Annotated in this window: 16 protein-coding genes; 7 read left to right on the top strand and 9 right to left on the bottom strand. The window is 72.9% G+C overall.

The window, feature by feature from the left end:
- Positions 1 to 39: 39 nt before the first annotated feature.
- Positions 40 to 837, bottom strand: coding sequence for a peroxide stress protein YaaA (yaaA, locus tag ABZS80_RS16580; RefSeq protein WP_355056610.1), 798 nt, complete (start codon positions 835 to 837; stop codon positions 40 to 42).
- Between the two features lie 22 nt (positions 838 to 859).
- On the bottom strand, positions 860 to 2,470 hold the full coding sequence (locus tag ABZS80_RS16575) for a hypothetical protein (protein WP_355056609.1): 1,611 nt from the start codon (positions 2,468 to 2,470) through the stop codon (positions 860 to 862).
- 118 nt (positions 2,471 to 2,588) lie between these two features.
- Between ABZS80_RS16575 and ABZS80_RS16570 the strand changes: the two genes are divergently transcribed.
- Positions 2,589 to 3,629 (top strand): phosphatase domain-containing protein, encoded by a 1,041-nt coding sequence (locus ABZS80_RS16570; RefSeq protein ID WP_355056607.1) that lies wholly within the window; start codon positions 2,589 to 2,591, stop codon positions 3,627 to 3,629.
- 164 nt (positions 3,630 to 3,793) lie between these two features.
- Here ABZS80_RS16570 and ABZS80_RS16565 read toward each other — a convergent pair whose 3' ends face one another.
- From ABZS80_RS16565 to glgA, 4 genes are all read right to left on the bottom strand, one after another.
- Positions 3,794 to 5,362, bottom strand: coding sequence for a hypothetical protein (locus tag ABZS80_RS16565; protein WP_355056605.1), 1,569 nt, complete (start codon positions 5,360 to 5,362; stop codon positions 3,794 to 3,796).
- A 299-nt stretch (positions 5,363 to 5,661) separates the two neighbouring features.
- Positions 5,662 to 7,764, bottom strand: coding sequence for a 1,4-alpha-glucan branching protein GlgB (gene glgB, locus ABZS80_RS16560; protein WP_355056603.1), 2,103 nt, complete (start codon positions 7,762 to 7,764; stop codon positions 5,662 to 5,664).
- Positions 7,752 to 9,854 (bottom strand): maltotransferase domain-containing protein, encoded by a 2,103-nt coding sequence (locus tag ABZS80_RS16555; RefSeq protein ID WP_355056601.1) that lies wholly within the window; start codon positions 9,852 to 9,854, stop codon positions 7,752 to 7,754. Before ABZS80_RS16555 ends, glgB begins: the two co-directional genes overlap by 13 nt.
- 38 nt (positions 9,855 to 9,892) lie before the next feature.
- Positions 9,893 to 11,101 carry a glycogen synthase gene (gene glgA, locus ABZS80_RS16550; RefSeq protein WP_355056599.1) on the bottom strand — a complete coding sequence of 403 codons (1,209 nt, stop codon included), beginning with the start codon at positions 11,099 to 11,101 and terminating at the stop codon, positions 9,893 to 9,895.
- 95 nt (positions 11,102 to 11,196) lie between these two features.
- Here glgA and glgC point away from each other — a divergent pair, with 95 nt between their 5' ends.
- A complete protein-coding gene (gene glgC / locus ABZS80_RS16545) occupies positions 11,197 to 12,429 on the top strand; it encodes a glucose-1-phosphate adenylyltransferase (RefSeq protein ID WP_313722022.1) in 1,233 nt (410 codons plus the stop codon).
- 32 nt (positions 12,430 to 12,461) lie between these two features.
- The gene (pgm, locus tag ABZS80_RS16540) at positions 12,462 to 14,105 is read left to right on the top strand and encodes a phosphoglucomutase (alpha-D-glucose-1,6-bisphosphate-dependent) (RefSeq protein ID WP_355056597.1); all 1,644 of its coding nucleotides are present in this window, start codon (positions 12,462 to 12,464) and stop codon (positions 14,103 to 14,105) included.
- A gap of 9 nt (positions 14,106 to 14,114) precedes the next feature.
- Here the strand turns inward: pgm and ABZS80_RS16535 are convergent, their stop codons facing one another.
- The 3 genes from ABZS80_RS16535 to ABZS80_RS16525 form a co-directional block, all read right to left on the bottom strand.
- Positions 14,115 to 15,038 (bottom strand): NAD(+)/NADH kinase, encoded by a 924-nt coding sequence (locus ABZS80_RS16535; protein ID WP_355056595.1) that lies wholly within the window; start codon positions 15,036 to 15,038, stop codon positions 14,115 to 14,117.
- A gap of 90 nt (positions 15,039 to 15,128) precedes the next feature.
- The gene (locus tag ABZS80_RS16530) at positions 15,129 to 18,239 is read right to left on the bottom strand and encodes a M14 family zinc carboxypeptidase (protein ID WP_355056593.1); all 3,111 of its coding nucleotides are present in this window, start codon (positions 18,237 to 18,239) and stop codon (positions 15,129 to 15,131) included.
- 166 nt (positions 18,240 to 18,405) lie between these two features.
- Positions 18,406 to 20,265, bottom strand: a complete 1,860-nt coding sequence (locus ABZS80_RS16525) for a nucleoside-diphosphate sugar epimerase/dehydratase (protein WP_355056591.1) — start codon at positions 20,263 to 20,265, stop codon at positions 18,406 to 18,408.
- Between the two features lie 260 nt (positions 20,266 to 20,525).
- Between ABZS80_RS16525 and wecB the strand changes: the two genes are divergently transcribed.
- The 4 genes from wecB to ABZS80_RS16505 all read left to right on the top strand — a co-directional run bounded on the left by wecB (position 20,526) and on the right by ABZS80_RS16505 (position 26,064).
- Positions 20,526 to 21,650 (top strand): UDP-N-acetylglucosamine 2-epimerase (non-hydrolyzing), encoded by a 1,125-nt coding sequence (gene wecB, locus ABZS80_RS16520; RefSeq protein ID WP_355056589.1) that lies wholly within the window; start codon positions 20,526 to 20,528, stop codon positions 21,648 to 21,650.
- Positions 21,651 to 22,004: 354 nt separating this feature from the next.
- Positions 22,005 to 23,429 carry an O-antigen ligase family protein gene (locus tag ABZS80_RS16515; protein WP_355056587.1) on the top strand — a complete coding sequence of 475 codons (1,425 nt, stop codon included), beginning with the start codon at positions 22,005 to 22,007 and terminating at the stop codon, positions 23,427 to 23,429.
- Positions 23,429 to 24,937, top strand: coding sequence for an oligosaccharide flippase family protein (locus ABZS80_RS16510; protein ID WP_355056585.1), 1,509 nt, complete (start codon positions 23,429 to 23,431; stop codon positions 24,935 to 24,937). The genes ABZS80_RS16515 and ABZS80_RS16510 overlap by 1 nt, the downstream gene beginning before the upstream one ends.
- A complete protein-coding gene (locus ABZS80_RS16505) occupies positions 24,934 to 26,064 on the top strand; it encodes a hypothetical protein (RefSeq protein WP_355056583.1) in 1,131 nt (376 codons plus the stop codon). Before ABZS80_RS16510 ends, ABZS80_RS16505 begins: the two co-directional genes overlap by 4 nt.
- The last annotated feature ends 9 nt before the right edge of the window (positions 26,065 to 26,073 follow it).

Raw genomic sequence — 26,073 nt, 5'->3', positions numbered from 1 at the left:
TGCGACCGAGCCTTGAGCAAAATTTGCGGCAACCCGGCCTCAGAGTTCGGTGACCACCACGTCGAGTTGTCGGGGCCGGCCGGCCGCCCGCGGCTGCTCCTCGACCGCGTACTTCAGCTCGCGCAGCGCCCCGACCAGGGCGTCGGCGGTGCGCGGGCGGGTGCCGGCGGTGAGCAGGTCGCGGACCAGCCGGCCCTTGGTGGCCTTGTTGAAGTGGCTGACCACCGACCGGGTCGGCACCCCGTCCACCTCGCGCTCCTGCAGCACCCGCACCGTCACGGTGCGCTCGGCCACCGTCCCGCGCGGCGCCCACGTGGCCGCGTACGCGCCGGAGCGCAGGTCCAGCACCGGGCCGGTCCCGGCCGCCGTCGCCATGGCCTCCGCCAGCGCCCGGCGCCAGTACGCCGACAGCGCCCCGATCCCCGGCAGCCGCGCCCCGATCGGGCAGCGGTAGGGCGGGATCCGGTCGGTGAGGCGGACCGCGCCCCAGAGACCCGAGCTGACCAGCACCGAACGGCGGGCCAGCCGCTCCGCCGCGGGCGGCAGCGTGGCCAGGTCGAGGGCCTCGTAGAGCACCCCCGTGTAGATCCGCCCGGCCGGCGCGGTGGCCGCGGCCCGCAGCCGCGCGTTGCGCCGCAGCTCGCCGCGCTGCCCCTCGCTCAGGCCCAGCGCGTCGCGGGCCGCCGCCTCGTCCGGGCCGGCGCAGAGGTCGACGAGGGCGGCCAGCACGTCCTCCCGGGCCGGGTTCAGCTCCGGCAGGGAGAGCTTCGACAGGTCCAGCCGCCGGCCGGTGCCGGCCTCGGCCTTCCCCTCCGACGGGGGCAGCAGGATGAGCATCGGCACAGCGTACGGCGCGGGTTCAGCGCCACGGCCGCACGGCGGCATCCGGGTGGTACACCCGATAGCCGCCGACCTCGGTCACCAGCGCCGCGTCGGCCCGGTCGCCGAGCAGCCGGCGCAGCGCGCGCTCCGCCGAGGAGCCGACGGCCACCACGTAGCCGGGCCGGGCCGCCCGCCCCACCCGCTTCCAGTACGCCGGGTAGCGGTTCTGCCCGGGGCTCAGGTCGCCGTCGAGCACCCCGCAGACCACCGCCTCGCCGGTGTTGAAGATCAGCCGGTTGCAGGTCCAGTAGTCCCCGTACACCTCCCGCAGGCCGGCGCGGCGCACCGCGCCGGCCAGCTCCCGGGCCTGCCGCTCCTCGGCCCGCAACGGCGGGGCGTCGGCCACGAACGCCACGGTGCCCGCGACCGTGGCGGCCACCAGCGCGGCCAGCACCACACCGGCCAGCGCCCCGGCCGGCCGGGCCGCCGTGCCGGCCGTGGCCCGGACCGCGTGCGCGGCGGCCCGCCAGAGCGGCCAGAGCACCGCCGGCAGCGAGATCTGGAGCACCGACAGGTAGCGGGAGTTGCCCAGCGGGTCGGTCGCGGCGAGCGGGCTGCGCACGTACGCCAGCAGGGTCAACGCCGCACCGACGACCAGGGCGAGGATCGCCACGGCCCGGACCCGCGCGGCGGCGTCCGCGGCCCGGCGGAACGCGACAAGCCCGAGCACGGCGGCGGCCACCAGAAGCACCGGGTAGAGCAGCCCGAACCACTGGGCCCAGCGGGCGCAGCCGTCCATCGGGCAGAGCCCGGAGGCCAGCGGCACCCCCTCCAGCAGCCCGCCGTGCAGCCGCTCGGACACCGACGGCGTCGCGCCCTCCTTGGTGCTGATCTCCCGGAACACCGACAGCGAGTCCTGCCCGTCCGGGGCGATCAGGTTGTCCTTGATCACCGGCGCGATCCCGAGCACGAAGCCCACCACGAGCAGCACCCCCGGCCAGCCCACCAGGTCCCGGGGCGCGGCCCAGACCAGCACCAGCCCGGCCACCGCCAGGTAGGGCACGATCAGCCAGTCCGACCACAGCGCCAGCCCCGCCAGCAGCCCGAACAGGCCGGCGGCCAGCCAGCGGTGCCGGACCCGGCGCTCGCCGAGGGCCACCGCGATCAGCAGCATGGCCAGCACCGCCGGCTTCACCTCCGGCCGGCCTCCGACCACGGTGAGCTGGTCCCGGACGACCCGCTCGGAGCCGAGTGCCAGCAGGCCCACCACGAGGGCCGCCAGCCAGGGCGAGAACAGCCGCCGGGTCAACCGGTACGCCAGCCACAGGAACACCGCGAACAACGCCAGCAACGGCAACCGCAGCAACGGCCAGCTCGCCCCCGCCCAGCCCACCAGCGGGGCCGCCAGGTAGGACTCCAGCACACCCATGTAGCGCTGGCCGTAGAGGAAGACCGGCCGCTCGTCGCCGGTGGCGATGTGCAGGGCCGCCAGCCCGAACGTCGCCTCGTCGCTGTTCGACGTGGGCAGGGTGAACAAGGTCAGCACCAGCCGGTAGCCGACGCCGGCCGCGCCGAGCACCAGCGCCACCAGCGCCGGCCGGTCCAGCGCCGGACGCCACCGTCCCGGGTCCCGCTCTGGTGTCGACACGACCAACGCCCCCGTCGTCGCCTCGACCGCAGTCTGTCACGGGGGCGCCGGGCGGCGGGGTGGATCGGCGCAGACCACTCGCGTGGCCGGCCCGGGCGGGTTGTGGCAGGGTGACAGCGTGCCACCCACACCACCGGACCAACTGGCCGTGCCCCAGCTGCACCGGGCCGCACGCATCGAGGACGCCCTGCACGGCCTCGTCGAACGCCGGCTGCGACGCACCGGGTGGCAGGCCAACATCGTCGCGTACGCCGGGTACGGCGCCCCCGGTTGGGCGCGGGTGCTCTGCCGGGTGCTGCTCGGCCGCCCCGACACCCGGCAGCGCGGCCGGCTGGAGAAGGTCCGCGGCTGGCGCAGCTTCACCACCCTGCCCGCCAAGTACGCGAAGGTCACCATCGAGGCCGGCGGCGTCAGCCAGGAGGCCACCGCGGACCGCAGCGGCTTCGTGGACACCGTCATCAAGGCCGACTTCACCCCGGGCTGGGGCTGCGTACGCCTCAGCGTGGCCGACGCCGAGCCGGTGGAGGCGCTGGTCCGCATCCTCGACCCCGAGGTCCGGTTCGGCATCCTCTCCGACATCGACGACACGGTCATGGTGACCGCGCTGCCCCGGCCCCTGCTCGCCGCGTGGAACACCTTCGTCCTCGACGAGCACGCCCGCGCCGCCGTCCCCGGCATGGCCGTGCTGTACGAGCGCCTGGTCACCGCCCACCCCGGCGCCCCGGTCTTCTACCTGTCCACCGGCGCCTGGAACGTCGCGCCCACGCTGACCCGGTTCCTGTCCCGGCACCTCTACCCGGCCGGGCCACTGCTGCTCACCGACTGGGGGCCGACCGCCGACCGGTGGTTCCGCAGCGGCCGGGAACACAAGCGGGCCACCCTGGCCCGGCTGGCCCGGGAGTTCCCCGACGTCCGCTGGCTGCTCATCGGCGACGACGGCCAGCACGACCAGGAGATCTACCGTGAGTTCGCCGCCGCCCACCCGGACAACGTGGCCGGGGTGGCGATCCGCCGGCTCTCGCCGACCCAGTCGGTGCTCGCCGGCAGCCTGCCCACCCCCGCGGGCCGCCCCGCCGCCGGCCCGGTGGGGCAGAAGTGGCTGGCCGCCCCGGACGGCGCCGGCCTCTGGAAACTCCTCCGCGAAGCCGGCCTGGTCTGACCCCTTTCTGGGTGGCGGCCGGAAGGGGAGTGCGGGCGCGGAGGCTGGGTTTGTGGCAGACGCGGCGACCCGGCCGTGGGCTCTGCCTGGCCGGGTCGCCGTTTCTGCCGGTGGCTCGTGGGCCCGCCGAGTTCCGCGGATCGGCGGTCGGGTGGGGCTGGCCGTCAGTTGGTGTTCGTGCCGGCGTCGTCGTTCATGCCGGCGTCGGCGCCGGCGTCGGCTGACTCGGCGGGTTCGGCGCCCTTGCGGTCCGCCTCGCCCTCCTGCTGGTCGGCACCGTTCGCGTCGTCCTGATTCCCGGCGCCGGCGTTGCCCGCGCCCTGGCCGGCGTCGCCCGGGGCGCAGCCCGGCACGCTCGGGTCGGCCACCATGTAGACCTCGCCCTGACCGCCCTGGTCCATGCCCTGGCCCGCCTGGTCGTCCATGCCCTGGCCCGCTTGCTCGCCCTGACCGGCCTGCTCGTTCATGCCCTGGCCTGCCTGGCCTGCCTGGCCTGCCTGGCCTGCCTGGCCTGCCTGGCCGTCCTGACCGGCCTGGTCGTTCATCCCCTGGCCGGCGCCCGCCTTGTCGGCGCCCCGGCTCTGGTCCGCCGCTTTGCCCTGACCCTGACCCTGACCGCGCTCGGCCTGGCGGGCGGCACGGATCTGCTTGACGATCGCCCGGAGCTGCTGGATGCGCGCCCGGATCTGCTGAACCCGATCCGCGACCCGCTCCCCGGCCTGCTGGCCGGCGGCGCCCTGCTTCCCGTCCGCGGCCTGGCCGCCGTCCTGCTGCCCGTCGGCCGCCTGGTCGCCCTGCTGGTCGGCCGCGCCCGGCTGTTCCGCTGCCGCGCCGGCCTCGCCGTTCTGCTGATCGGCGCCTTCCTGCCCGCCGGCACCCTGCTCGCCGCCGGCCTGCTGGTCGTCCTGGGCGTCGCCGGCCTGCTGGCCGCCGTCCGCCTGCTGCTGCGCGGCCTGGATGATCGCGGCGATCTGCTGCAGCACCCCGCCGATGGCGTTGATGATGTCGGCGGCCCGTTCAGCGCCACCGGCCGCTGCACCGGCCCCACCGGCCCCGGCGTCACCCGCCCCGGCCGCACCGGCGCCAGCCGCCCCGGCCGCACCGGCGCCAGCCGCCCCGGCCGCACCGGCGCCACCCGCCCCGGCCGCACCGGCGCCGGGCGCTTCGGCCCCACCGGCCGCTGCGCCGGCCTCGTCAGCCCCGGGCGCCTCGGGTTCGCCGGCCTGTGCCTTCTGGGCGCCCTGCACGATGCCGCGGACCCCGCTGAAGAGGCCGGCGAGCCGTTTCACCCGCGCCTCGGTCAGTCGGGGGTCGACGAGCTGGCCGGAGCGCTCACCCCTCAGCTGCCCGGTGACCGCCCAGGCCCGGTCGAGCTGGGTGCCCATCGCCTGCTCCCACGGCACCTCCGGGCAGGCCGCGCCGGCCACCTCGACGGTGCCGGTGCAGCCGGCCGTGGCCCGGCGCTGCTGGATGAGGTCGACCACGGCCTGCCGGTTGGCGATCCGGGCCGCCGAGTTGGCGTCCTGGTTCTGGCGCTGACCGGCGATGAAGGTCAGGTTGTTGCGCAGGGCGGTGTCCAGGCCCTGGCAGTTCTCGGCGGCCTGGCCGGTGCCGGTGGCGACCGCGAACGCCGCCCCGGCCGTCATCGCCAGCGCTATCCCGCCCGCGATCTTCCGGTTCCGGGACGAGTTCGCCGTCCCGCGCCGCCTGCTTGTGCCTCTGCTCCACGCCATCGAAGCTCCTCCGCCTCGTCCGTCACGGGTGTCCGGCTTCCGTTCAGCGGTACGGAGGGTGATGCACGTCCGTTCAGGTCGATCGCGGCTTCGCGCGACATCTCCACGAAGCGTGAGGATTTTCCGCGTCGGCGCTACTCTCCGCGCATGCCGTGCGCGCTGCCCCGAGATCTTGGCGAGTTACCGTCCGCCACGAACGCCAACTCGCCAAGATCGGGTCGCGACCGCGAGCCGCGACCCGGCAGCCGTGAGCCACGGGCAGGCAGCGAGCGGCGGGGGGAGGGCGGCGGAATTCGCGTCTAGGCGGGGCGGAGCCAGAGGACGCCGAGGGGCGGCACGCGCAGCGCCGCTGACGCCGGCATCCCGTGCCACGGCACGCTCTCGGCCTGCACCGCTCCGAGGTTGCCCACCCCCGACCCGCCGTAGTGGTGGGCGTCGGTGTTGAGCAGCTCGGTCCACATCCCGCCGGCGGGCAGGCCGACCCGGTAGCCCTCCAGCGGCTGCGCGGAGAAGTTGGCCACGCAGACCAGGGTCTGACCGTCGGGGGCGATCCGGATGAACGAGACGGTGTTGTTGGCGACGTCGTCCCCGGCGATCCAGCGGAAGCCGGCCGGGTCGGTGTCCTGCGCCCAGAGCGCCGGGGTCTCCCGGTAGACCCGGTTGAGGTCGCCGACGAGGCGTTGCACGCCGGCCCGCGCCGGGTCGTGCAGCAGGTACCAGTCGAGGCCGCGCTCCTCGCTCCACTCGCGGTCGTCGGCGAGTTCGCAGCCCATGAAGAGCAACTGCTTGCCGGGGTGCGCCCACATGTACGCGAGCAGCGCCCGCACGTTGGCCAGCCGCTGCCAGGTGTCGCCGGGCATCTTGCCGGCCAGGGAGCCCTTGCCGTGCACCACCTCGTCGTGGCTGATCGGCAGCACGTAGTTCTCGCTCCAGGCGTACGCCAGGGAGAAGGTGAGCTGGTGGTGGTGGTGCTGCCGGTAGATCGGGTCCTTGGAGGTGTAGAGCAGGGTGTCGTGCATCCAGCCCATGTTCCACTTGAAGCCGAAGCCCAGCCCGCCCTCGGCGGTGGGGCGGGTGACGCCCGGCCAGGCGGTGGACTCCTCGGCGACCATCACCGCCCCGGCGTGGTGCTTGTAGACGGTGGCGTTGACCTCCTGGAGGAACGCGATGGCCTCCAGGTTCTCGCGGCCGCCGTGCACGTTGGGCGCCCACTGGCCCTCCTGGCGGGAGTAGTCCAGGTAGAGCATCGAGGCGACCGCGTCGACGCGCAGCCCGTCGACGTGGAACTCGTCCAGCCAGTAGAGGGCGTTGGCGACCAGGAAGTTGCGCACCTCGCGGCGGCCGAAGTCGAAGACGTACGTGCCCCAGTCGGGGTGTTCGCCGCGGCGCGGGTCGGGGTGCTCGTAGAGGGGGGTGCCGTCGAAGCGGGCCAGGGCCCACTCGTCCTTGGGGAAGTGCGCGGGCACCCAGTCGAGGATGACCCCGATGCCGGCCTGGTGCAGCCGGTCGACGAGGTGCCGGAACTCGTCGGGGTCGCCGAACCGGGCGGTGGGGGCGTAGTAGCCGGTGACCTGGTAGCCCCAGGAGCCGCCGAACGGGTGCTCCATGACGGGCAGGAACTCGACGTGGGTGAACCCGAGTTCGGTGACGTACGCGGTGAGCTGCTCGGCCAGTTCCCGGTAGCCGAGGCCGGGGCGCCAGGAGCCGAGGTGCACCTCGTACACGCTCATGGGTTCCTGGTGCGGCTGCCGCCGGGCCCGCCGGGTGAGCCAGTCGGCGTCGCCCCAGGCGTACCGGGAGTGGTGCACCACGGAGGCGGTGGCCGGCGGCACCTCGGCGCGGGCCGCGAGGGGGTCGGCCTTGTCCCGCCAGTGCCCGTCGGCGCCGAGGATCCGGTACTTGTACCGGCTGCCGACGGTGGCGCCGGGCACGAAGATCTCCCACACGCCGCTGGAGCCGAGCGAGCGCATCGGCCAGCCGTCGTCGGGCCCCCAGCCGGTGAAGTCGCCGACGACTCGAACGCCGCGGGCGTTGGGCGCCCAGACGGTGAACGCGACGCCCTCGTCGAAGACCCGGGCGCCGAGCGCCTCCCAGAGCCGCTCGTGCCGGCCCTCACCGATGAGGTGCAGGTCCAGGTCGCCGAGGGTGGGCGGGTAGCGGTAGGGGTCGTCGTGCACCGTGCCGTCGACCTCGACCCGGTAGTCGAGCACCTCGCCCGGCAGCACGGCCTCGAAGACGCCCGCGTCGTGCACCCGCTTCATGGGGTGCCGCTCGTCGCCCGCGACCACGGCCACGTCGGTCGCGCCCCGGCGCAGCGTCCGGATGGTGGTGCGGCCGTCGGCGGGGTGCGCGCCGAGCACGGCGTGCGGGTCGTGGGCCTGGCCGGCGATCAGCTGCTCCATCGTGCGTCGTCCTTCGCGGCCGGTGCGGTCGGGGCGGTGCCGCCGGAGAGGTCGGCGGGTACGTCTTCTACGGTCAGGTCGGCCGCCGCCGGAACCGACGGCACGGCCTCGGGCTCGGCCGGCGCGGTGGGCCGCCGCACCGTGAACACGTGCGCGGGTTGCAGGTACGGGTCGAGCCGCACCGCGTTGCGCTGCCCCCAGTCGTAGTCGGCGCCGGTCAGCTCGTCGCGCACGGTGAACCGCTCGTGCCAGTCGAGGCCGAGCGCCGGCATGTCGAGGGTGGTGTTGCCCCACTGCACGGCGCGGGAGTCGAACGAGCAGATCACGATGACCGTGTTGCCGGTGTCGGGGTCGTGCTTGGACCAGCAGAGCAGCGCCGGGTTGTCGATGTCGTGGAAGCGCAGGTTGCGCAGCCGGTGCAGGGCCGGGTTGTCCCGGCGGACCCGGTTGAGGGTGGCGATGAACGGGGCGAGTGAGCGGCCCTGTTCCTGCGCGCCGGCCCAGTCGCGGGGGCGCAGCTCGTACTTCTCGCTGTCCAGGTACTCCTCGGCGCCGGGGCGGGCGACGTGCTCGAACAGCTCGTAGCCGGCGTACATGCCCCAGGAGGGGGAGAGCAGCGCGGCCAGCACCGCCCGGATCTTGAACATCGGCGGGCCGCCGTGCTGCAGCGATTCGTGCAGGATGTCCGGGGTGTTCGGCCAGAAGTTCGGTCGCATGTAGTCGGCCGCCGCGACCAGCTCCGCGCAGTACTCCCGCATCTCGGCCGCGGACGTGCGCCAGGTGAAGTAGGTGTACGACTGGGTGAAGCCGATCTTCCCGAGCCCGTGCATGATCGCCGGGCGGGTGAACGCCTCGGCCAGGAACAGCACGTCCGGGTCGACCTTCTTGACCTCCCAGATCAGCCAGTGCCAGAAGTCGAACGGCTTGGTGTGCGGGTTGTCGACCCGGAAGATCTTGATGCCCTCGCCGACCCAGTGCAGCACCACCCGCAGGATCTCGGCCCGGATGCCCTCCGGGTCGTTGTCGAAGTTCAGCGGGTAGATGTCCTGGTATTTCTTCGGCGGGTTCTCCGCGTACGCGATGCTGCCGTCGGCCCGGGTGGTGAACCACTCCGGGTGCTCGGTCACCCACGGGTGGTCCGGGGCGCACTGCAACGCCAGGTCCATGGCCACCTCAAGGCCCTGCTCGGCGGCCGCCGCGACGAAGTCGCGGAAGTCCGCCGGCGTACCCAGGTCGGGGTGGATGGCGTCGTGGCCGCCCTCGGCGGCGCCGATCGCCCACGGCGAGCCGACGTCGTCGGGCCCGGCGGTGAGCCCGTTGTTGGGGCCCTTGCGGTTGACCCGGCCGATCGGGTGGATCGGCGGCAGGTAGAGCACGTCGAAGCCCATGGCGGCGACGCCGGGCAGGCGTTCCAGGGCGGTGACGAAGGTGCCGGACCGGGCGGGCGCGTCGACGGTGGCCGGGATGGCGCCCTCGGAGCGGGGGAAGAACTCGTACCAGGCGGAGAAGAGCGCCCGCGGCCGGTCGACCCAGAGGGTGCGCTCGTCGCCGGTGGTGACCAGCTCGCGGACCGGATGGTCCCAGAGCAGCGGGGCCAGGTCGAGCGCCGGGCCGACCCGGCGGGGCAGCTCGGCGGCCTCGTCGCGCAGCGCGGTCACCGCCGCCCGGACCCGCTCCCGGTCGGCGGACGGCACGAGGTCGAGGGCGGCTTCCAGCACCCGGGCGCCCTCGGCCAGGTCGTTGGCCAGCTCGGCCGGGCCCTGACCGGCGGCGACCTTCTTGGTGACGGCGTTCTGCCAGGTGAGGTACGGGTCCTGGAACGCCTCGACGGTGAACCGCCAGGTGCCGACCGCGTCGGGGCGGATGGTGGCGTGCCAGCGGTCCTGGCCGGGCTCGCCGGGGCGCATCCGGGTGAACGGGCGGGCGGCGCCGTCCGGGCCGAGCCAGACCACGTTGCACCCGAGCGCGTCGTGGCCCTCGCGGTAGGCGCGGGCCGACACGGGCACGATCTCGCCGACCACCGCCTTGGCCGGGTAGCGACCGCAGGCGACGACGGGGGAGACGTCTTCGATCGGGAACCGTCCAGTCACCGGTTCAACCTACTGCCCGAGATCGCTTCGCGCTCAAGTCAGCCGGCGGCGCCCACCGACCGGTACACCTCCAGCGTCCGCTGCGCGATGGCGTCCCAGGAGAAGTGTTCGACGGCCCGGCGGCGGCCGGCGAGACCCAGCTCCTCCGCCCGCTTCGGATCGGCCAGCAGGTCGTTGATGGTCGCGGCCAGGTCGGCCACGAAGCGCTCCGGGTCCAGCGGCCGGCCGCTGCCGTCGCCGGCCTGCTCGATGGGGACGAGCAGCCCGGTCTCGCCGTCGGCGACCACCTCGGGGATGCCGCCGGTGGCGGTGGCGACCACGGCCGTCTCGCAGGCCATGGCCTCCAGGTTGACGATGCCCATCGGCTCGTAGACGGACGGGCAGACGAAGATGGTGGCGTGGGTGAGCACCTGGATCACCTCGTGCTTGGGCAGCATCTCGGCGATCCAGACCACACCCGAGCGGCCGGCCCGCAGCTCGGCCACCAGGCCCTCCACCTCGGCGGCGAGCTCCGGTGTGTCGGGGGCGCCGGCTAGCAGCACGAGCTGGGTGTCGGCGGGCAGCTCCCGGGCCGCCCGCAGCAGGTACGGCAGGCCCTTCTGCCGGGTGATCCGCCCGACGTAGACCACACTGGGGCGGGCCGGGTCGATGCCCAGCCGGTCCACCACGTCGGTGCCGGGGTCCGGGGCGTACTGCGCCGTGTCGATGCCGTTGTAGACGACGCGCACCTTGTCGGGGTTGACCTCCGGGTACGCGGTCAGCACGTCGCGCCGCATGCCCTCGCTCACCGCGATGACCGTGTCGGCGGCCTCGAACGCGATCCGTTCGCACCACGAGGAGAGCGCGTAGCCGCCGCCGAGCTGCTCGGCCTTCCACGGGCGCAGCGGCTCCAGGCTGTGCGCGGTCACCACGTGCGGCACCCCGTGCAGCAGCTTCGCGGTGTGCCCGGCCAGGTTGGCGTACCAGGTGTGGCTGTGTACCACGTCGGTGCCGGCGGCGCCGGCGGCCATCTCCAGGTCGACGCCCATGGTGCGCAGCGCGGCGTTGGCGCCGGCCAGCGCCGCGGGCTCGGCGTACGCGGTGACACCCGGCTCGTCGCGGGGCGCGCCGAAGCAGTGCACCCGCACGTCGGCGAGGCGGCGCAGCTCGCGCGCGAGGTACTCGACGTGCACCCCGGCGCCGCCGTAGACCTCCGGCGGGTACTCCCGGGTGAGCAGGTCGACGCGCAGCCGTGCGGTATCGCTCATGACCGGCACCCTAGCGTGCTTTCCCGCCCGGCACCGGGTGCGGAAACGTGCCCGTACGAGTGGTGAAGTCGGTGCGGTATGGATAGCGTCTGAGCATGGCTGCCAAGGTGCTCGCGATCGTCCTTGCCGGCGGGGAGGGCAAGCGCCTGATGCCCCTCACCACCGACCGGGCGAAGCCCGCCGTCCCCTTCGGCGGGATGTACCGCATGGTCGATTTCGTCCTCTCCAACCTGGCGAACGCCGGCTATCTCAAGATCGTCGTGCTGACCCAGTACAAGTCCCACTCGCTGGACCGCCACATCACCCAGACCTGGCGGATGTCGACGATGCTCGGCAACTACGTCACCCCGGTGCCGGCGCAGCAGCGCCGCGGCCCGTGGTGGTTCGCCGGTTCGGCCGACGCGATCTACCAGAGCTTCAACCTCATCAACGACGAGCAGCCCGACCACGTCATCGTCTTCGGCGCCGACCACATCTACCGGATGGACCCCCGGCAGATGGTCGAGGACCACATCGCCTCCGGCGCAGCGGTCACCGTGGCCGGCATCCGGCAGCCCCTGTCGATGGCCGACCAGTTCGGCGTCATCGAGGTCGGCGAGGACGGCCGGCGGATCCGGGCGTTCCGCGAGAAGCCCACCGACGCGGTGGGGCTGCCCGACGCGCCCGACCAGATCTACGCCTCGATGGGCAACTACGTCTTCAGCACCAAGGCGCTCTGCGAGGCGGTCGAGCGCGACGCCGAGGACAAGACCAGCAAGCACGACATGGGCGGCAGCATCATCCCGATGCTGGTCGAGCGGGGCGAGGCCAACGTCTACGACTTCAAGGACAACGAGGTGCCGGGCAGCACCGACCGGGACCGGGGCTACTGGCGGGACGTGGGGACGCTCGACTCCTTCTACGACGCCCACATGGACCTCATCAACGTCCACCCGGTGTTCAACCTCTACAACTTCGACTGGCCGATCTACAGCATGCAGCCGCCGTACCCGCCGGCGAAGTTCGTCCATCAGTGGGGCGAGCGGGTCGGCCGGGCGGTTGGCTCGATGGTGTCGCCGGGCGCGGTGGTCTCGGGCTCGCTGGTGGAGAACTCGATCGTCTCGCCGAAGGTGAAGGTGCACTCCTGGGCGCACGTCGACGGCGCGGTGCTCATGGAGGGTGTCGAGATCGGCCGGCACGCGGTGGTCCGGCGGGCGATCCTGGACAAGAACGTCTACGTTCCGGAGGGCGCCGAGATCGGCGTCGACCTGGAGAAGGACCGCCAGCGGTACACCGTCTCCGACAACGGCATCGTCGTCATCGGCAAGGGCCAGCGCGTCGAGGCCTGATCCACCCGCACCATCTGTAGGAGGTTCCCACCGTGCCCCACCCCCGTGCCGGCCAGCCCGCCGAGCCCGCCGACCTGGTCGACGTGCCCCGGCTGGTCACCGCCTACTACGCCGGTCATCCCGATCCGGGCGACCCGGCGCAGCAGGTCTCCTTCGGCACGTCCGGGCACCGCGGGTCGAGCCTGCGCAACGCCTTCAACGAGGACCACATCCTCGCCGTCACCCAGGCGCTCTGTGACTACCGGCGGGAGCAGGGCCTCGACGGCCCGCTCTTCCTGGCCCGCGACACCCACGCGCTCTCCGCCCCGGCCGAGGCCAGCGCGCTGGAGGTGCTCGCCGCCAACGACGTGACCGTGCTGGTGGACAGCCGCGACGGCTACACCCCCACCCCGGCGCTGTCGCACGCCGTGCTCACCCACAACCGGGGGCGCACCGCCGGGCTCGCCGACGGCATCGTGATCACACCGTCGCACAACCCGCCGGACGACGGCGGCTTCAAGTACAACCCCACCCACGGCGGGCCCGCCGACAGCGACGTCACGAAGTGGATCCAGGACCGCGCGAACAGCATCCTCGCCGCCGGGCTCAAGGAGGTGAAGCGCATCCCGTACGCGCGGGCGCGCGCCGCCGACACCACCGGGGGGTACGACTTCCTCGCCCGCTACGTCGACGACCTGCCCGCCGTGCTGGACATCGCCGCCATCCGGGACGCCGGGGTGCGCATCGGCGCCGACCCGATGGGCGGGGCGAGCGTGGCGTACTGGGGGGAGATCGCCGAACGGCACCGCCTCGACCTCACGGTGATCAACCCGACCGTCGACCCGACCTGGCGGTTCATGACCCTCGACGGGGACGGCAAGATCCGGATGGACTGCTCCTCGCCGAACGCGATGGCCTCGCTCATCGCGGCCCGGGACCGGTTCCAGATCTCCACCGGCAACGACGCCGACGCCGACCGGCACGGCATCGTCACGCCCGACGGCGGCCTCATGAACCCCAACCACTACCTGGCCGTGGCCATCGGCCACCTGTTCCGCACCCGGGAGCAGTGGGGGCCGGCAGCGGCCGTCGGTAAGACCCTGGTCTCCTCGTCGATGATCGACCGGGTCGCCGCCGACCTGGACCGCCCTCTGCTGGAGGTGCCGGTCGGCTTCAAGTGGTTCGTGCCCGGCCTGCTCGACGGGGCGGTCGGCTTCGGCGGCGAGGAGAGCGCCGGCGCCTCCTTCCTGCGCCGCGACGGCGGCACCTGGACCACCGACAAGGACGGCATCCTGCTCTGCCTGCTCGCCTCGGAGATCGTCGCCACCACCGGGAAGACGCCGAGCGAGCACTGGGCCGAGCTGGCCGAGCGTTTCGGCGCGCCCGCGTACGCCCGGATCGACGCCCCGGCCAGCCGGGAGGAGAAGGCGGTGCTGGCCAAGCTCTCGCCCGAGCAGGTGACCGCCACCGAACTGGCCGGCGAGCCGATCACCGCCACCCTGACCACCGCGCCGGGCAACGGGGCGCCGATCGGCGGGCTCAAGGTGACCACCGCGTCGGGCTGGTTCGCCGCCCGGCCGTCCGGCACCGAGGACGTCTACAAGATCTACGCCGAGTCGTTCCAGGGCCCGGAGCACCTCACCCGGATCCAGGAGGAGGCGCGGGCGCTGGTCTCCGAGGTGCTCGAGCAGGCCTGACCCGGCCGGTCAGCAGGGCGGTTCCAGCTCCCGCTGGTCGCGTTCCCGCCGCAGCTCCTCGGGCAGCAGCTCGCGGAGCTGGTCGGGCAGGAACGGCAGGTCGAGCAGGCTCAGCTTCAACTGGTTGCGCTCCTGGTAGCGCTGCGGGTCGAAGCGGACCACCCGGCCGGCGTCCCGCCGGTAGCGGATCTCCACCGCGCCCTCGGTCGCCGCCTCCTTGATCACCAGACCGTCCATCTCGACGGCGACCGCCGCCGAGTGCGGCTGGAGATCCAGCCGGATGCTCTCCTCCGGGGCGAGCACCACCGCCCGGGAGATGCCCGCCATCGGCGACGACGGGGTCACCACCACGGCGTCCGCGGCCGGCGAGATCAGCGGCCCGCCCGCCGCGTAGCTGTACGCGGTCGAGCCGGTCGGCGTGCTGACCACCAGCGCGTCGCACCGGTAGTAGCCGTACCGCTGCCCGTCGACGGCCAGGCTGGCGGTGACGAACCCGGAACCGGGCTGGCGGACCAGCGCGATGTCGTTGAAGGCCACCACGTCGTCGCCGCACACGTCGCAGGCGAGGCAGGCGTGCGACTCGACGGTGAAGTCCTTCGCCAGCAGGCGGTTCAGCGCGTTCGGCAGGTCGGGCGGCTCGACCTCCACGAGGAAACCGAGCCGGCCCAGGTGCACGCCGAGCACCGGCTTCGGGTCGCGGACCGCCAGGCGCAGCGCGCCGAGCATCGTGCCGTCACCGCCGATGCTGATCAGGGCGTCGGCGCGGTCGGCCAGCTCGTCCGCCGGGACCGGCTCGACGCAGGACGGCACCCGGTGCTCGTCCTCGGCCCGGACCAGCAGCGTCTTGCGGTGGCGCGACGCCCACCGCTCGATGATCCCCACCACCTCGGAGACGTCCCGGGTGGGGTGCAGCACCAGACCCAGCCCCGCCACCCGTACAGCTCACCACATCCCGGGCCGGTCGGCGGGGCGTACGGGCAGGCACGCCGGCAGGAGACCACCGCCGGCGTGCCCGCCCCGCGCTCAGCGGCGCGGCCGGCCGGTGAGGTGGGTCAGCGACCGGGCGACCAGGTCGTCCCGGGCCGCCGGAGCCAGCCCCTCCAGGCCGAAGCCGAGGTAGACGCTGTCGGCGGTGACCACCGCCGAGCCCTCCTCGAACGCCTGCTCACTGCGCGTCCAGTCGTTCGCCCCGGGTCCCGAGCCGGCCGGCGGCCCGGCCACCGTCCAGCCGCCCAGGTCGGACGTCTCGAACGAGGTCTCCGAGACCACCGACCCGTTGACGGTCACCCGGGCGTCGTCCAGGAAGACGCCGAGGCCCTGGGTGCCCCAGTCCGAGACGGAGGAGATGGCGATCTCGACCTTCTTCCCGGCGTACCCGGACAGGTCCACGGCGAACTCCTGCCACCCGCCGGACGACCCGGTGGCCGCGTGCCAGCTGCCGGTGCTCCCGGTCGGTGAGCAGTCCGCGCCCTGGTAGTGGGCGAGGAACGGGTGCAGCTCGTCGACCCAGCCCGAGGCGCAGCTCTCCCCGGTGACCGGGCGGGTGTGGCCGTTGGCGTCCGGCAGGGTGGTCCAGTCGTCGCTGCCCACCTCGTGCGCCTCGACGATCAGGAAGTCCCAGTTCTCCTCGATGTCGTACGAGGTGGCGAACCGCAGCTGCGCGCTGGTCGCCGCGGTCAGGTCGACGGTGCGGGTGAGCCGCTTGTACGCCTCGTCGGCCCGGCCGCTGTACACGTACCAGTCCCCGGTGCGCGGGTCGTACGGCGCGGCGCCCGGCCGGGCCCAGTCCACCGCCGCGGAGCTGGCGAACTGTGGGAAGCGGTCCGGCGGCAGGAAGCTCGACGTGCTCAGGAACGAGGCGGTGTGGTCCTGGTTGCCGGCCGACCCCGGCGCGTTGAGGCTCCCGGAGAAGCCGGTGAACGCCCCGGCCGAGCCGCGCACCGGGTACGGGTCGCCGGCCGGGTCGGTGCCCCCGTCGCCCAGGTAGTGGTACGCCCCCAGCCAGTACTGCTGGAAGTCGTTGAGCAGCGGCAGGCAGGCCACGTCGTCCGGGTCCACGCACTCCGGCGGGGCGCCCGGCCGGTAGACGTACCCGCCGTCGTCGCCCTGGGCGAACAGCGCGTACTTGCCGCTCACCAGGACCTTGCCGCCCTCGTTGAGGTAGTCCCGGACGGCCAGCTCGGTGGTGAGCGCCGCCTCCGCCGCGGTGCCGGCGACCTGCCCGGGGGAGCGGAGCACGACGTCGTCACCGGTCTCCCACACCACCACCCGGTAGTGCGACAGCACGCCCAGCGGGTGCGGCGCCCTCCGGCCCATCGCGTCGAAGTCGTACACGTCGGCCCGGTGTCCGGCCTTCTCCACGGCGGCGGCGATGCCGGCCGCGTACTTCGCCGTGGTGGCGTCCTGTGCCGGGCTGAGCCCGGTCACGTCCTCCACCGCCAGGACCAGCACGTCACCGCCGATGTCCGGGTGCACCCGGTAGGTGAAGTGGGCGCTGGCCACCGGGCCCGTGCGCGGCTTCACCCCGGTGAACCACACCTCCACCCGGTCGCCGGGCTTCGTGCCGGTGACCGTGCCCCGCAGCTCGGCGTAGTAGCGGTCGTTCGTGTCGCCGTACCGCTCGCCGCCGCGCCACTCGCGGACCTTCGTGGTCTTCGGTCGGCCGCCGTTGACCGTGAAGTGCATCCGCACGTCCTTCAGGGCCCGCCGGGTGATCGAAGCGACCTGCTGCGTCCGCCCGTACGAGGTGTCGAACGCGTCCACCACGAAGTCCGGTGTGCTCCGGCCGACCACCGAGGCGGGGTCGTCCGGGTCGGTCGCGGACTTCGCCACGGCCAGGGCGAACGGCAGGTTCTTCGCCACCTCCGCCGAGATCAGCTTCTCGTCGTCGGGGAAGACGAAACCGCTGACGCAGTCCTCGGGACGCCACTGGTCGTCCGGGTCGGACGCGGCGGCCGTCTGGCAGGTGGACATCTCCGGGGTGAAGCCGAGCGTGCCGTAGCGGACCTGGGCGTGCGAGTCGGTGTCGCCGTTGGTGGTGTACAGCTCGGCGGAGATGTCCGGGTCGTAGCCGGGCACCGCCGGGTGGGCGTCGTCGCCGGCCATCGCCTCGTAGATCACGTCGTCCGGGGTGGGGGTGCTCACCTGCCAGCCGACGCCGTAGAGCAGCAGTTGGGCGGCCGAGTGGTAGTTGACGAAGAACTCGAAGCCGACCCGGCGGAACAATCCGTCCAGCGCCTTCGTCTCCGGCTCCGAGTTGGGCCTGGCGCCCCGGTAGGTGTCGCTGGGCGGCTCCGGCGACGAGCCCTCGTCGTCGTACCCCCACTTGTAGGCGAAGTTGCGGTTGAGGTCCACGCCGTCCGCCCCGGTGATCCGACCGTCGCCGTCGTTGTCCCGCAGGTTCTTGCGCCACAGCCGGTTGCCCGGGGTGAACGTGTGGTCGTAGCCGTCCGGGTTGGCCACCGGCAGGAACCATAGCTCGGTGGTGTTCAGCAGCCGGGTGATCTGCGCGTCGGCGCCGTAGTTGTCCAGCACGTGGTGCAGCAGCCGGCGGGTCATCTCCGGCGTGATCCACTCGCGGGCGTGCTGGGTGCTCGCGTAGAGCACCGCCGGCCGCTTCCCGTCCGGCAGCGTGCGTCCGCCACGGGTGACCTTCACGGCGAGGATCGGCTGGCCCTGCACCGTACGCCCGATGGTCTCCACCTTCGCCAGCCCGGGATACCGGGCCGCGGTGGCGGTCAGCTCGTCCCGGATGCCGCCCGGCTCGCTGTACGACCGGAACGCCGTCCAGCCGGCCGCGGCCTGCTCGCGCAGCGCCTGGGACGCCGGCTTGCCGCGGACCTTCTTGACCGTCAGCGGCACACCCTGGCTGGCGAGCCGGGCGGCCGTCCGCCGGGTGAGCACGGTCTCGATCGTGGTGGCCCCGGCCGGATCGGCGGACCGGTGGTCCTCGTCCAGGTCGACCCCGACCGCCCGCAGCTTCTCCAGCTGCCCGGCGTCGACCGTGCCGACGTAGACCTCCAGCCCGTCACGGCCGCCCGGGTCAGACGGTGGCCGCGCACTGGCCGGAGCGGTCAGCGCCATCGCGCCGACCAGGGTGAACACGCCGGCGATCGCCAGCCGTGTCGGTCTCATCGCGCCTCCTTCGTGGAAGGACATCAGGCGCGAGCCTCGCCGCGTGCGGCACGCATGTCAATGCCTCGATGCATTCGCCCTGCTACCGACCGTGGCCAGGAGGCGACGGGGTGTCGCGGACGCGAGGCGGCCCGCCCCGGTGTCGGGGCGGGCCGCGCGGAACGGGTCAGTGGGACAGCTCGACGTCGAGCGGCCGGTCGTCCGCCGGGTCGAACGCCCGGTCGCACAGCTGGGCGAGGTGTGCGGTGACCTTCTGCGGGTCGTCGAACGGATCGAGCGCGGCCACCTCGACGGGGTCCAGCACCGGCACCGGCACGTGGGAGATCAGCGGATGCAGCGGCCGGACGTCGACCTCGCCGGTGCCGAGCAGGTCCTCGTGCAGCTTCTCGCCCGGACGGAGCCCGGTGAAAACGATCGGGGTGGGACTCTGGGCCCGGTCGATCATCTCCCGTGCAAGGTCCTGGATGCGGACCGGCTCGCCCATGTCCAGCACGAGCGCCTCACCGTCGCGGCCGATGGCGGCGGCCTGGAGGACCAGCTGCACCGCCTCCTGGACGGTCATCAGGTAGCGGGTCACGTCGGGATGGGTGACGGTCACCGGCAGTCCCGCCTCGATCTGCCGCTGGAAGGCCGTCACCACCGACCCGCGGCTGCTCAGCACGTTGCCGAAGCGCACGCTCAGGAATGTGCCGGGATGGTTCGCGCCGGCGTGCGCCGTCAACCGCTCGGTGATCCGCTTCGAGTAGCCGAGCACGCTGATCGGGTCGGCGGCCTTGTCGGTGGAGATGTTGACGAACCGGGCGACGTCCCGGCAGGCGTCGAGCACGGTCAGGGTGCCCCACACGTTCGTCTTGACCGCCTCGCCCGGGTGCCGCTCGAGGAGCGTGAGGTGCTTGAGCGCCGCCGCGTGGAAGACAATTTCCGGCCGCCGCTCCTGGAAGATCCGCCGGATCGCCTCGTCGTCGCGCAGGTCGGCGAGGATCAGATCGGGACTGTCGAGCAGCGCCCGGCCGGCGAGGGACATCTGCAGGGCGTGCAGCGCCGACTCGTCCCGGTCCAGCATCATGAGCTCGCCCGGATCGGCCCGCATGATCTGCCGGCAGAGCTCCGAACCGATCGACCCACCCGCGCCGGTGACCAGGATCCGGCGTCCCCGGAGCCCGTCGTGGTCCAGCGTCAGGTCGCCGACCACCTGCCGCCGGCCGAGCAGGTCGCTGATCTGGAGGTCCCGCACGTCGTTCACGGTGATCCGGTGATTGACCAGCTCGCGAACCGGGGGGACCACCTTGAACGCGGCGCCGGTGGCCAGGGTGGCCTCCCGGATCTGCCGGACGAGGTCGGCGTCGGCGTTGGCCACCGAGAAGATGAGGGTGGTCGCGCCGGTCCGGCGCACCGCGTCCGCCACGTCGTACCGGCCGCCGAGCACCCGCACCCCGTGGATGCGCAGGTCCCGCTTGTCCGGGTCGTCGTCGAGCAGGCCGACCGGCAGGTAGGCGCTGGCCGGGTCGCTCACCATCGAGCGCAGCAGGCCCTCGCCCGCCGAACCGGCGCCGAACAGCAGCACCTTCTGGGCGTCGGCGGCCCGGGGGCGCAGCGCGCGGTCCCGCTGCTGCCGGTAGACGGAGCGGGTGCCGAACATCAGGAGCAGGGCCAGTGCCGCCCCGACGACCGGCGTGCTGGCCGGAACCGGGCGCTGCGAAAGCGGCGCGAGCGCGAGCAGTAGCAGGGCCGCGGTCGCGGCGGTGGTCACGGCAAGGCCACGGATCTCACCGAGGCTGCCGAGGGGGTGGCGCCCCGCGTAGCGGCGGCGTAACGCCGTGCCGCCCAGGTGCAGAACCGTGGCGACGAGGCCGATCGCGACCGCACGGGCGAGCTGCCCCGGGGTCAGGTCGAACTCGTACCGGGCCCACACGGCCACCACACTCCCGCCGAGCCACGCCGCAGTGTCGGCGACCAGGAGCTGGACGACCCTGCGCCGTCTGCCAGCCTGGCCTGCGCTGTCCGCAGTGGTTATCTCCCGCGGCATCTGTTCTCCCTGTCGTAGCGCCGGCGAGGGGCTACCCGCACCTCCTCGTCTCCATTGCTTACAGGCACGACACGGGTTTCGCCGCACTTTCACGTTTTAGTGCAGAGCCGGCGTGTATGTGAGAGATGCACGGGTTCGGCGATGTTCAGGTAAGAGACGTCGCCCGGCACAACCTCGTCCGTGCCGTCTCGTTGCTTCAAGGAGGTGCTGGCGGCATGCGCCCGCGTTCTGCTGCCGGCCGAGAGGTGAGGGGACAGGCCATGACCCGCGTCATGACGGTGGTCGGCACCCGACCGGAGATCATCCGGCTGTCGCGGGTGATGGACCGGCTGGACCGCACGGTCGAGCACGTGCTCGTGCATACCGGCCAGAACTGGGACCCGGCCCTGTCCGACATCTTCTTCACCGAGCTGCGGCTACGCCCGCCGGACCGGCTCCTCGGCATCGACACCGCTTCGCTGGGCCGGGTCCTCGGTGGGGTCCTGGTCGGCATCGAGGAGGCCGTCGTCACCCACCGGCCGGACGCGCTGCTGGTGCTCGGCGACACCAACAGCTGCATCGCGGCGCTCATGGCCCGGCGGATGCGGGTGCCGGTTTACCACATGGAGGCCGGCAACCGGTGCTTCGACCTCAACGTGCCGGAGGAGACCAATCGGCGGCTGGTCGACCACGTGGCCGACTTCAACCTGGTCTACACCGAACACGCTCGGCGCAACCTGCTCGCCGAGGGTCTGCACCCGCGGCGGATCCTCCACACCGGCTCGCCGATGCGGGAGGTGCTGGAGCACTACCGCGCCGACATCCAGGCGTCCACGATCCTCGACCAGCTGGAGCTGGCGCCCGACGGGTACTTCGTGGTCAGCGCGCACCGGGAGGAGAACGTCGACCGGCCGGACCGGCTGCACCGCCTGCTCGACTGCCTGCGCACGGTCCGCGATGAGTGGGGCCTGCCTTTGCTGGTCTCCACCCACCCCCGCACGCGCAAGGCCCTGGAGGCCCTCGCTGTCGACGACACCGCGCTGGAGGGCATCGCCTTCCACGAGCCGTTCGGCCTCTTCGACTACGTACGCCTGCAGACCAACGCGCGGTGCACGCTGTCGGACAGCGGCACCATCAGCGAGGAGGTAGCCATCCTCGGCTTCCCTGCGGTGACCCTGCGGGAGTCGATCGAGCGGCCCGAGGCGCTCGACGCTGGTGGGATCATCATGACCGGGCTGGACCCGCACGGTGTGGTGGAGGCGGTGCGGGTCGCGGTCGACCAGGTCGCCGCAGAGGGCGTCCCATGTCCGGCGGACTACCGCGTACCAGACACCTCTCGCCGGGTCGTCGACTTCATCCTGTCCACGGTCCGCCGGCATCACCAGTGGGCTGGCATCCGGGTCTGACTCGCCGGGGCCACCGTCCCGTTCACAGGGCGGTTTCAGCTCCCGCCGTCGCGCTCCCGCCGCAGCTCCTCAAGCAGTTCGCGGAGCTGGTGGGGCAGGACCGCAGGTCGAGAAGGCTCAGCTTCAACTGGTTGCGCTCCTGGTAGCGCCGCGGTCCCAAGCGGACCACCGGCCGGCGGCCCGGCGGTAGCGGACGCGGTGATCAAGTAACCCGCCGCATCCTGGTTCGTTTGGTGACTGTGGTCTCGCCGCACCGCAACCGCCAATCGTCGCGACAGAGGAAGCAATGGATCAGCATCTAGCAGTTCCGATCGGGCCCCTTGCTGCGGTGGTAAGAGCGATCGGCGTAACACGGTGACTGCGCTGGCGGCTCTCGACGGCGCCGAAACCACGCCACCCCCGGAACTCGGCAAGGTGCGGCGGCTGCTGCTGGCGCTTCTTCCGGTCCTCGGTGCGCTGGGCGCGTACGCCACCGTCGATCTCTCTCCGGCGACCTTCCCGAATCTCTACCGGGTCGTCGTCGTGCTGGCCGTCGTGCCGGCGTTCCTGCTGCTGGTCCGGCCGCAGACGGCCACCGTCGTGGTGCCCAGGCTCTTCCTGTGGCTGGCGGTGACCTGGGCGTTGTGGCTACCCGTCTCGCTCTTCTGGACCGTGGAGGCGGACGCCGGGCTCCGGAGGATCGGCTCGATCTCGTACGCGTTCGCGGCGGGGCTCTGCGTGCTGGCCTTCTCCGGTGGTTCACGCGCCGGTGTCGCCACGCTGCGCCTGGGCTGGACGGTGGCCTTCCTGGTGACGGGGGCCATCGCGGTCTGGGAACTGCAGTCGGGACATCATCTGTCGGACGGGGCGGCCCTCGGTCCCAACGCGACGCTCATCGCCAGCACCTTCTACAACCCCAACAACTACGCCGGATTCCTGTTGACCTGCCTCCCCTTCCTCGTCTGGGGCGGGATTGCCGCGAGGTCGACGCCGGTCCGTTTCCTGCACGCCGGGCTCGTCATCCTCTGGATCGTCCTCATCGTGGCCACGCAGAGCCGCACGGGCTTCCTGGGCGCGCTGGTGGTCGGCCCCGTGGCGGTGTGGTGGTTCGCTCGGGCGGCGAGCCTGCGCCAGCGGCCAGTGGCGGTGCCCGTGCTGGTGCTCGGTCTCGCCGCGTGGATCGGTCTGTCGCTCGCCGCCGCGAGCGAGCCGGGGCAACGCGTGCTGGGGCAGCTCACGTCCCCCTTCGAGGAGAACGACAGCCTGCGCGCGTCCGACCAGATCAGGGTCAACCTGACGCTGCTGGGCTGGCGGCTGTTCGTCGGCTCCGGGCTCCTCGGGCGTGGCGCCGGCTCGTACGAGATGCTCGCCGGTCAGTGGCAGGAGGCCGATCTCGGCGGCACGACGGTGGCCCACAACAGCTTCGCCGAGATCGCCGCCGAATTCGGCCTGCCGCTGCTTCTTCCGCTGGTCGCCGTCATCGTGGTGCTGGTGCACGTCACGCTGCGGGGGACGGCTGCCGCGGCCCACCGGGCGGAGGCGTTCGACCTGCGCATGGCGACCGGCCTCGGGCTCGCCGGGTTCGCCGCCAGCGGTCTCGCGGCCAGCTCGATCCTGGCCTCGCCCTGGTGGTGGTTGCTGCTGGGACAGGTGTCCGCCCAGGCCTGGCTCCTCTACCGGATGTGCCCGTCACGGGGCGACGGGCCGACCGGCCTGAGGCCGGCTGGCAGCCCGTGGGCCCGGGGCGACGATCAGGTCAGCGGCCCACGATCCCTCCTCGTCGGAGCGAGGAGGAGCTAGTGCTGCGACGCCACTCCGGTCCCGGGGCGTCTCCCTTCTACCGGCACGTGTCCCATCTCGCGATCAGCACCGCCCTGGCCCAGGGCATCACCATGCTGACCTCCGTGTTCCTGGCTCGTCTCTACGCGCCGCGGGAGTTCGGCGAGTTCTCGATCGCGCTCTCGCTTGCCCTGATCGTCGCGACCGCGGCCACCCTCCGCCTGGAGATGGCGATCCCGCTCGCCGAGGACGAGCGGGAAGCCGAGGTGCTCACGGCCACCGCCGTCGTCGCCGCGGTGCTGGTCGCCGTCGCCATGCTGGCGATCCTGGTGACCTGCCTGGTGGTGAGCGGCCGTCGGTGGTCCGCGTTCGGCGCCGGGGCAGGCGTGTGGCTGGTGCCCGCCATGGTCGCGACACTCGGCACGTCGGCGGCGGCCCGGATGCTCCAGAGCCGCCGGGAGAGGTTCGCGGCGGTCAGCGGAGCAACGGTGCTGGGCGCCGCGGTGCAGGGCGTCGGGCAGCTCGTGGCCGCGCCACTGGGCGCGGGCGCGACCGGTCTGACGGGAGGCTACGTCGCGGGACGCGTCTGCTATTCCGTGGCGCTGCTGCGCCGCTCGGGCGTCCTCGGCGTCCGGTCCGCCGCACAGTGGTGGTCGACGACCGTGAAGTGGCGGCGCTTCGCCCTGCTGACGAGCCCGCCGGCGTTGCTGAACATGATCAGCGTCGGCGCGATCGCACCGGTGGTGGCGGTCTGCTACGGGGTGACGGTCTCCGGGTTCTTCGCGTTCGCGACCCGCCTGCTGACCCTGCCGGCCGCCCTGATCGGGCAGGCGGTCGGCAGCGTCTTCTTCCCCAGGATCGCCGCTCTGGAGCGGGACGGGGGCGACGTCCGGCTCGCCGTGGAGCGGGTCACCACCGGTCTCGTGTTCCTGTCGGTACCGACATTCGGCTTCGTCCTCCTGCTGGGTCCGGAGCTGTACGTGCTCGCCTTCGGCGTCGAGTGGCGGACCGCCGGGTCCATCTCGGCCCTGCTCGCGCCCTGGCTCGCCGCCTCGTTCGTGTCGTCGCCGCTGAGCACGCTGATGACGGTCAAGGACCGGCTCCGCAGCCTGCTGCTGCTGTCGGGCCTGGAGACCGCGCTTCGACTGGGCTCACTCGCGTCCGGACTCCTGGTCGGCTCTGCCATGATCGGCATCGGCGCGTACTCCTTGAGCGGCCTGGCGATCAGCATCGGTTACGTGGGCTGGTCGTTGCGACTGGCCGGAACGAGCCTGAGTGCCTGGGCCGGCTCCGTCCGGAGCTACCTGCTCCTGGTCGGTATCGCCTATCCCATTCTCCTGGTCGCCCGGGGGTACCTTCCGCAACCCATCTCCGTGGTGCTGGCTGTCGCGTTGACCGTGGTCCTGCTCGGCTTCGCCGCCCGCTGGCTCCACCGGAACCGGCCCGGCGGCCCCGACGGCACGCCGAAGCCCTCGGGGACGGCGAGCTACAGCGACATTGCGCCCGTGACGGCAGGAGCCCGCCGATGAGCCTGTCCAGCCGCCGGCGGGAACAGCCGGGCGGAGCGCCCTCGGCGGACCTGGCGGCGCGGTGGCGCCTGGCTGTCGGGCCCGCGAACTACGCCGGACAGGCGCACCAGTGGGCGCGAGCGGTCGAACGCCGCCTGGGCGGGTCCGCCGTCTCCTTCGCGGTGGAACAGCGTCCACGCCTGTGGCCCGGGCGCCGGCTGTCGTTCCACGCCGACCACCGGCTGCCGCATCCGCGCCTGACCACGCCCTGGGGGCGAAGCTGGCGGATGCGGCGCATCCTGCGGGGTGCCACCCACGTCGCGGTGGACGGTTTCCTGCCGGTGTACGGCGGGGTGGGCAGGTCGGATGTCGGCGAGGACGTCCCGCTGCTGGCCCGCCAGAGCCTGCGGGTGGCGCTGATCTCGCACGGCACCGACCTACGCGACCCGGACGCCCACATCGAGCGGAATCCGTTCTCGTACTACGCCACCGCTCCCAGGGAGTGGGTGGACCTCGCCCGTGGGCTCGCCCGTCGTCACCGGACGATCGCGGCGGACCTCGGCGTCCCACTCTTCGTCAGCACACCCGACCTGCTCCTCGACGCGCCGTGGGCGTCCTGGTTGCCGGTGTCCGTCGCGGTCTCCGAATGGTGGACGCCACGCCCGGCCCTGACGGTCCGGCCCCCAACGGTGCTCCACCGCCCCAGTCGTACCGTCCCGCCGATCAAGGGCACGCAGGTCATCGACCCCGTCCTGCGGGACCTCGCGGCCCGTGGCCGCATCCGCTACCTGGCGCCGGAGACGGTCGCGCACGCCGCCATGCCCAACCTGGTGGCCGGCGCCGACATCGTGGTCGACCAGATCCTCACGGGCAGCTACGGGGTGGCCGCCGTCGAGGCCATGGCTGCGGCGCGCCTCGTCATCGGCTACGTCGACGCCCCCACCCGTGCCCTCATGCCGGAGCAGCCACCGATCGTGGACGCGCCACCGCACCGCTTCGCGGCGGTGATGGAGGAGATTCTCGCCGACCCGGCGGCCTACGTGGACACGGCAGCGGCCGGTCCCGCGTTCGTCGCCCGGTGGCATGACGGAACAGCGGCGGCCGAGGCCCTGCATCCGTTCCTGGACGGGGCGATCCCCACCCCGTGAACATGGGCC

This window comes from Micromonospora sp. NPDC005305, assembly GCF_040607315.1.
Taxonomy (GTDB): Bacteria; Actinomycetota; Actinomycetes; order Mycobacteriales; family Micromonosporaceae; genus Micromonospora.
Note: the sequence above shows the minus strand (reverse complement) of the source record. Positions and strands in the feature narration are given on the sequence as shown.

Bases quoted from the DNA above. Each gene is read 5' to 3' on its own strand.
- yaaA (WP_355056610.1), bottom strand. From the start codon at position 837: ATGCTCATCCTGCTGCCCCCGTCGGAGGGGAAGGCCGAGGCCGGCACC.
- ABZS80_RS16565 (WP_355056605.1), bottom strand. From the start codon at position 5,362: ATGGCGTGGAGCAGAGGCACAAGCAGGCGGCGCGGGACGGCGAACTCG.
- glgB (WP_355056603.1), bottom strand. From the start codon at position 7,764: ATGGAGCAGCTGATCGCCGGCCAGGCCCACGACCCGCACGCCGTGCTC.
- glgA (WP_355056599.1), bottom strand. From the start codon at position 11,101: ATGAGCGATACCGCACGGCTGCGCGTCGACCTGCTCACCCGGGAGTAC.
- glgC (WP_313722022.1), top strand. From the start codon at position 11,197: ATGGCTGCCAAGGTGCTCGCGATCGTCCTTGCCGGCGGGGAGGGCAAG.
- ABZS80_RS16530 (WP_355056593.1), bottom strand. From the start codon at position 18,239: ATGAGACCGACACGGCTGGCGATCGCCGGCGTGTTCACCCTGGTCGGC.
- ABZS80_RS16525 (WP_355056591.1), bottom strand. From the start codon at position 20,265: ATGCCGCGGGAGATAACCACTGCGGACAGCGCAGGCCAGGCTGGCAGA.
- wecB (WP_355056589.1), top strand. From the start codon at position 20,526: ATGACCCGCGTCATGACGGTGGTCGGCACCCGACCGGAGATCATCCGG.
- ABZS80_RS16505 (WP_355056583.1), top strand. From the start codon at position 24,934: ATGAGCCTGTCCAGCCGCCGGCGGGAACAGCCGGGCGGAGCGCCCTCG.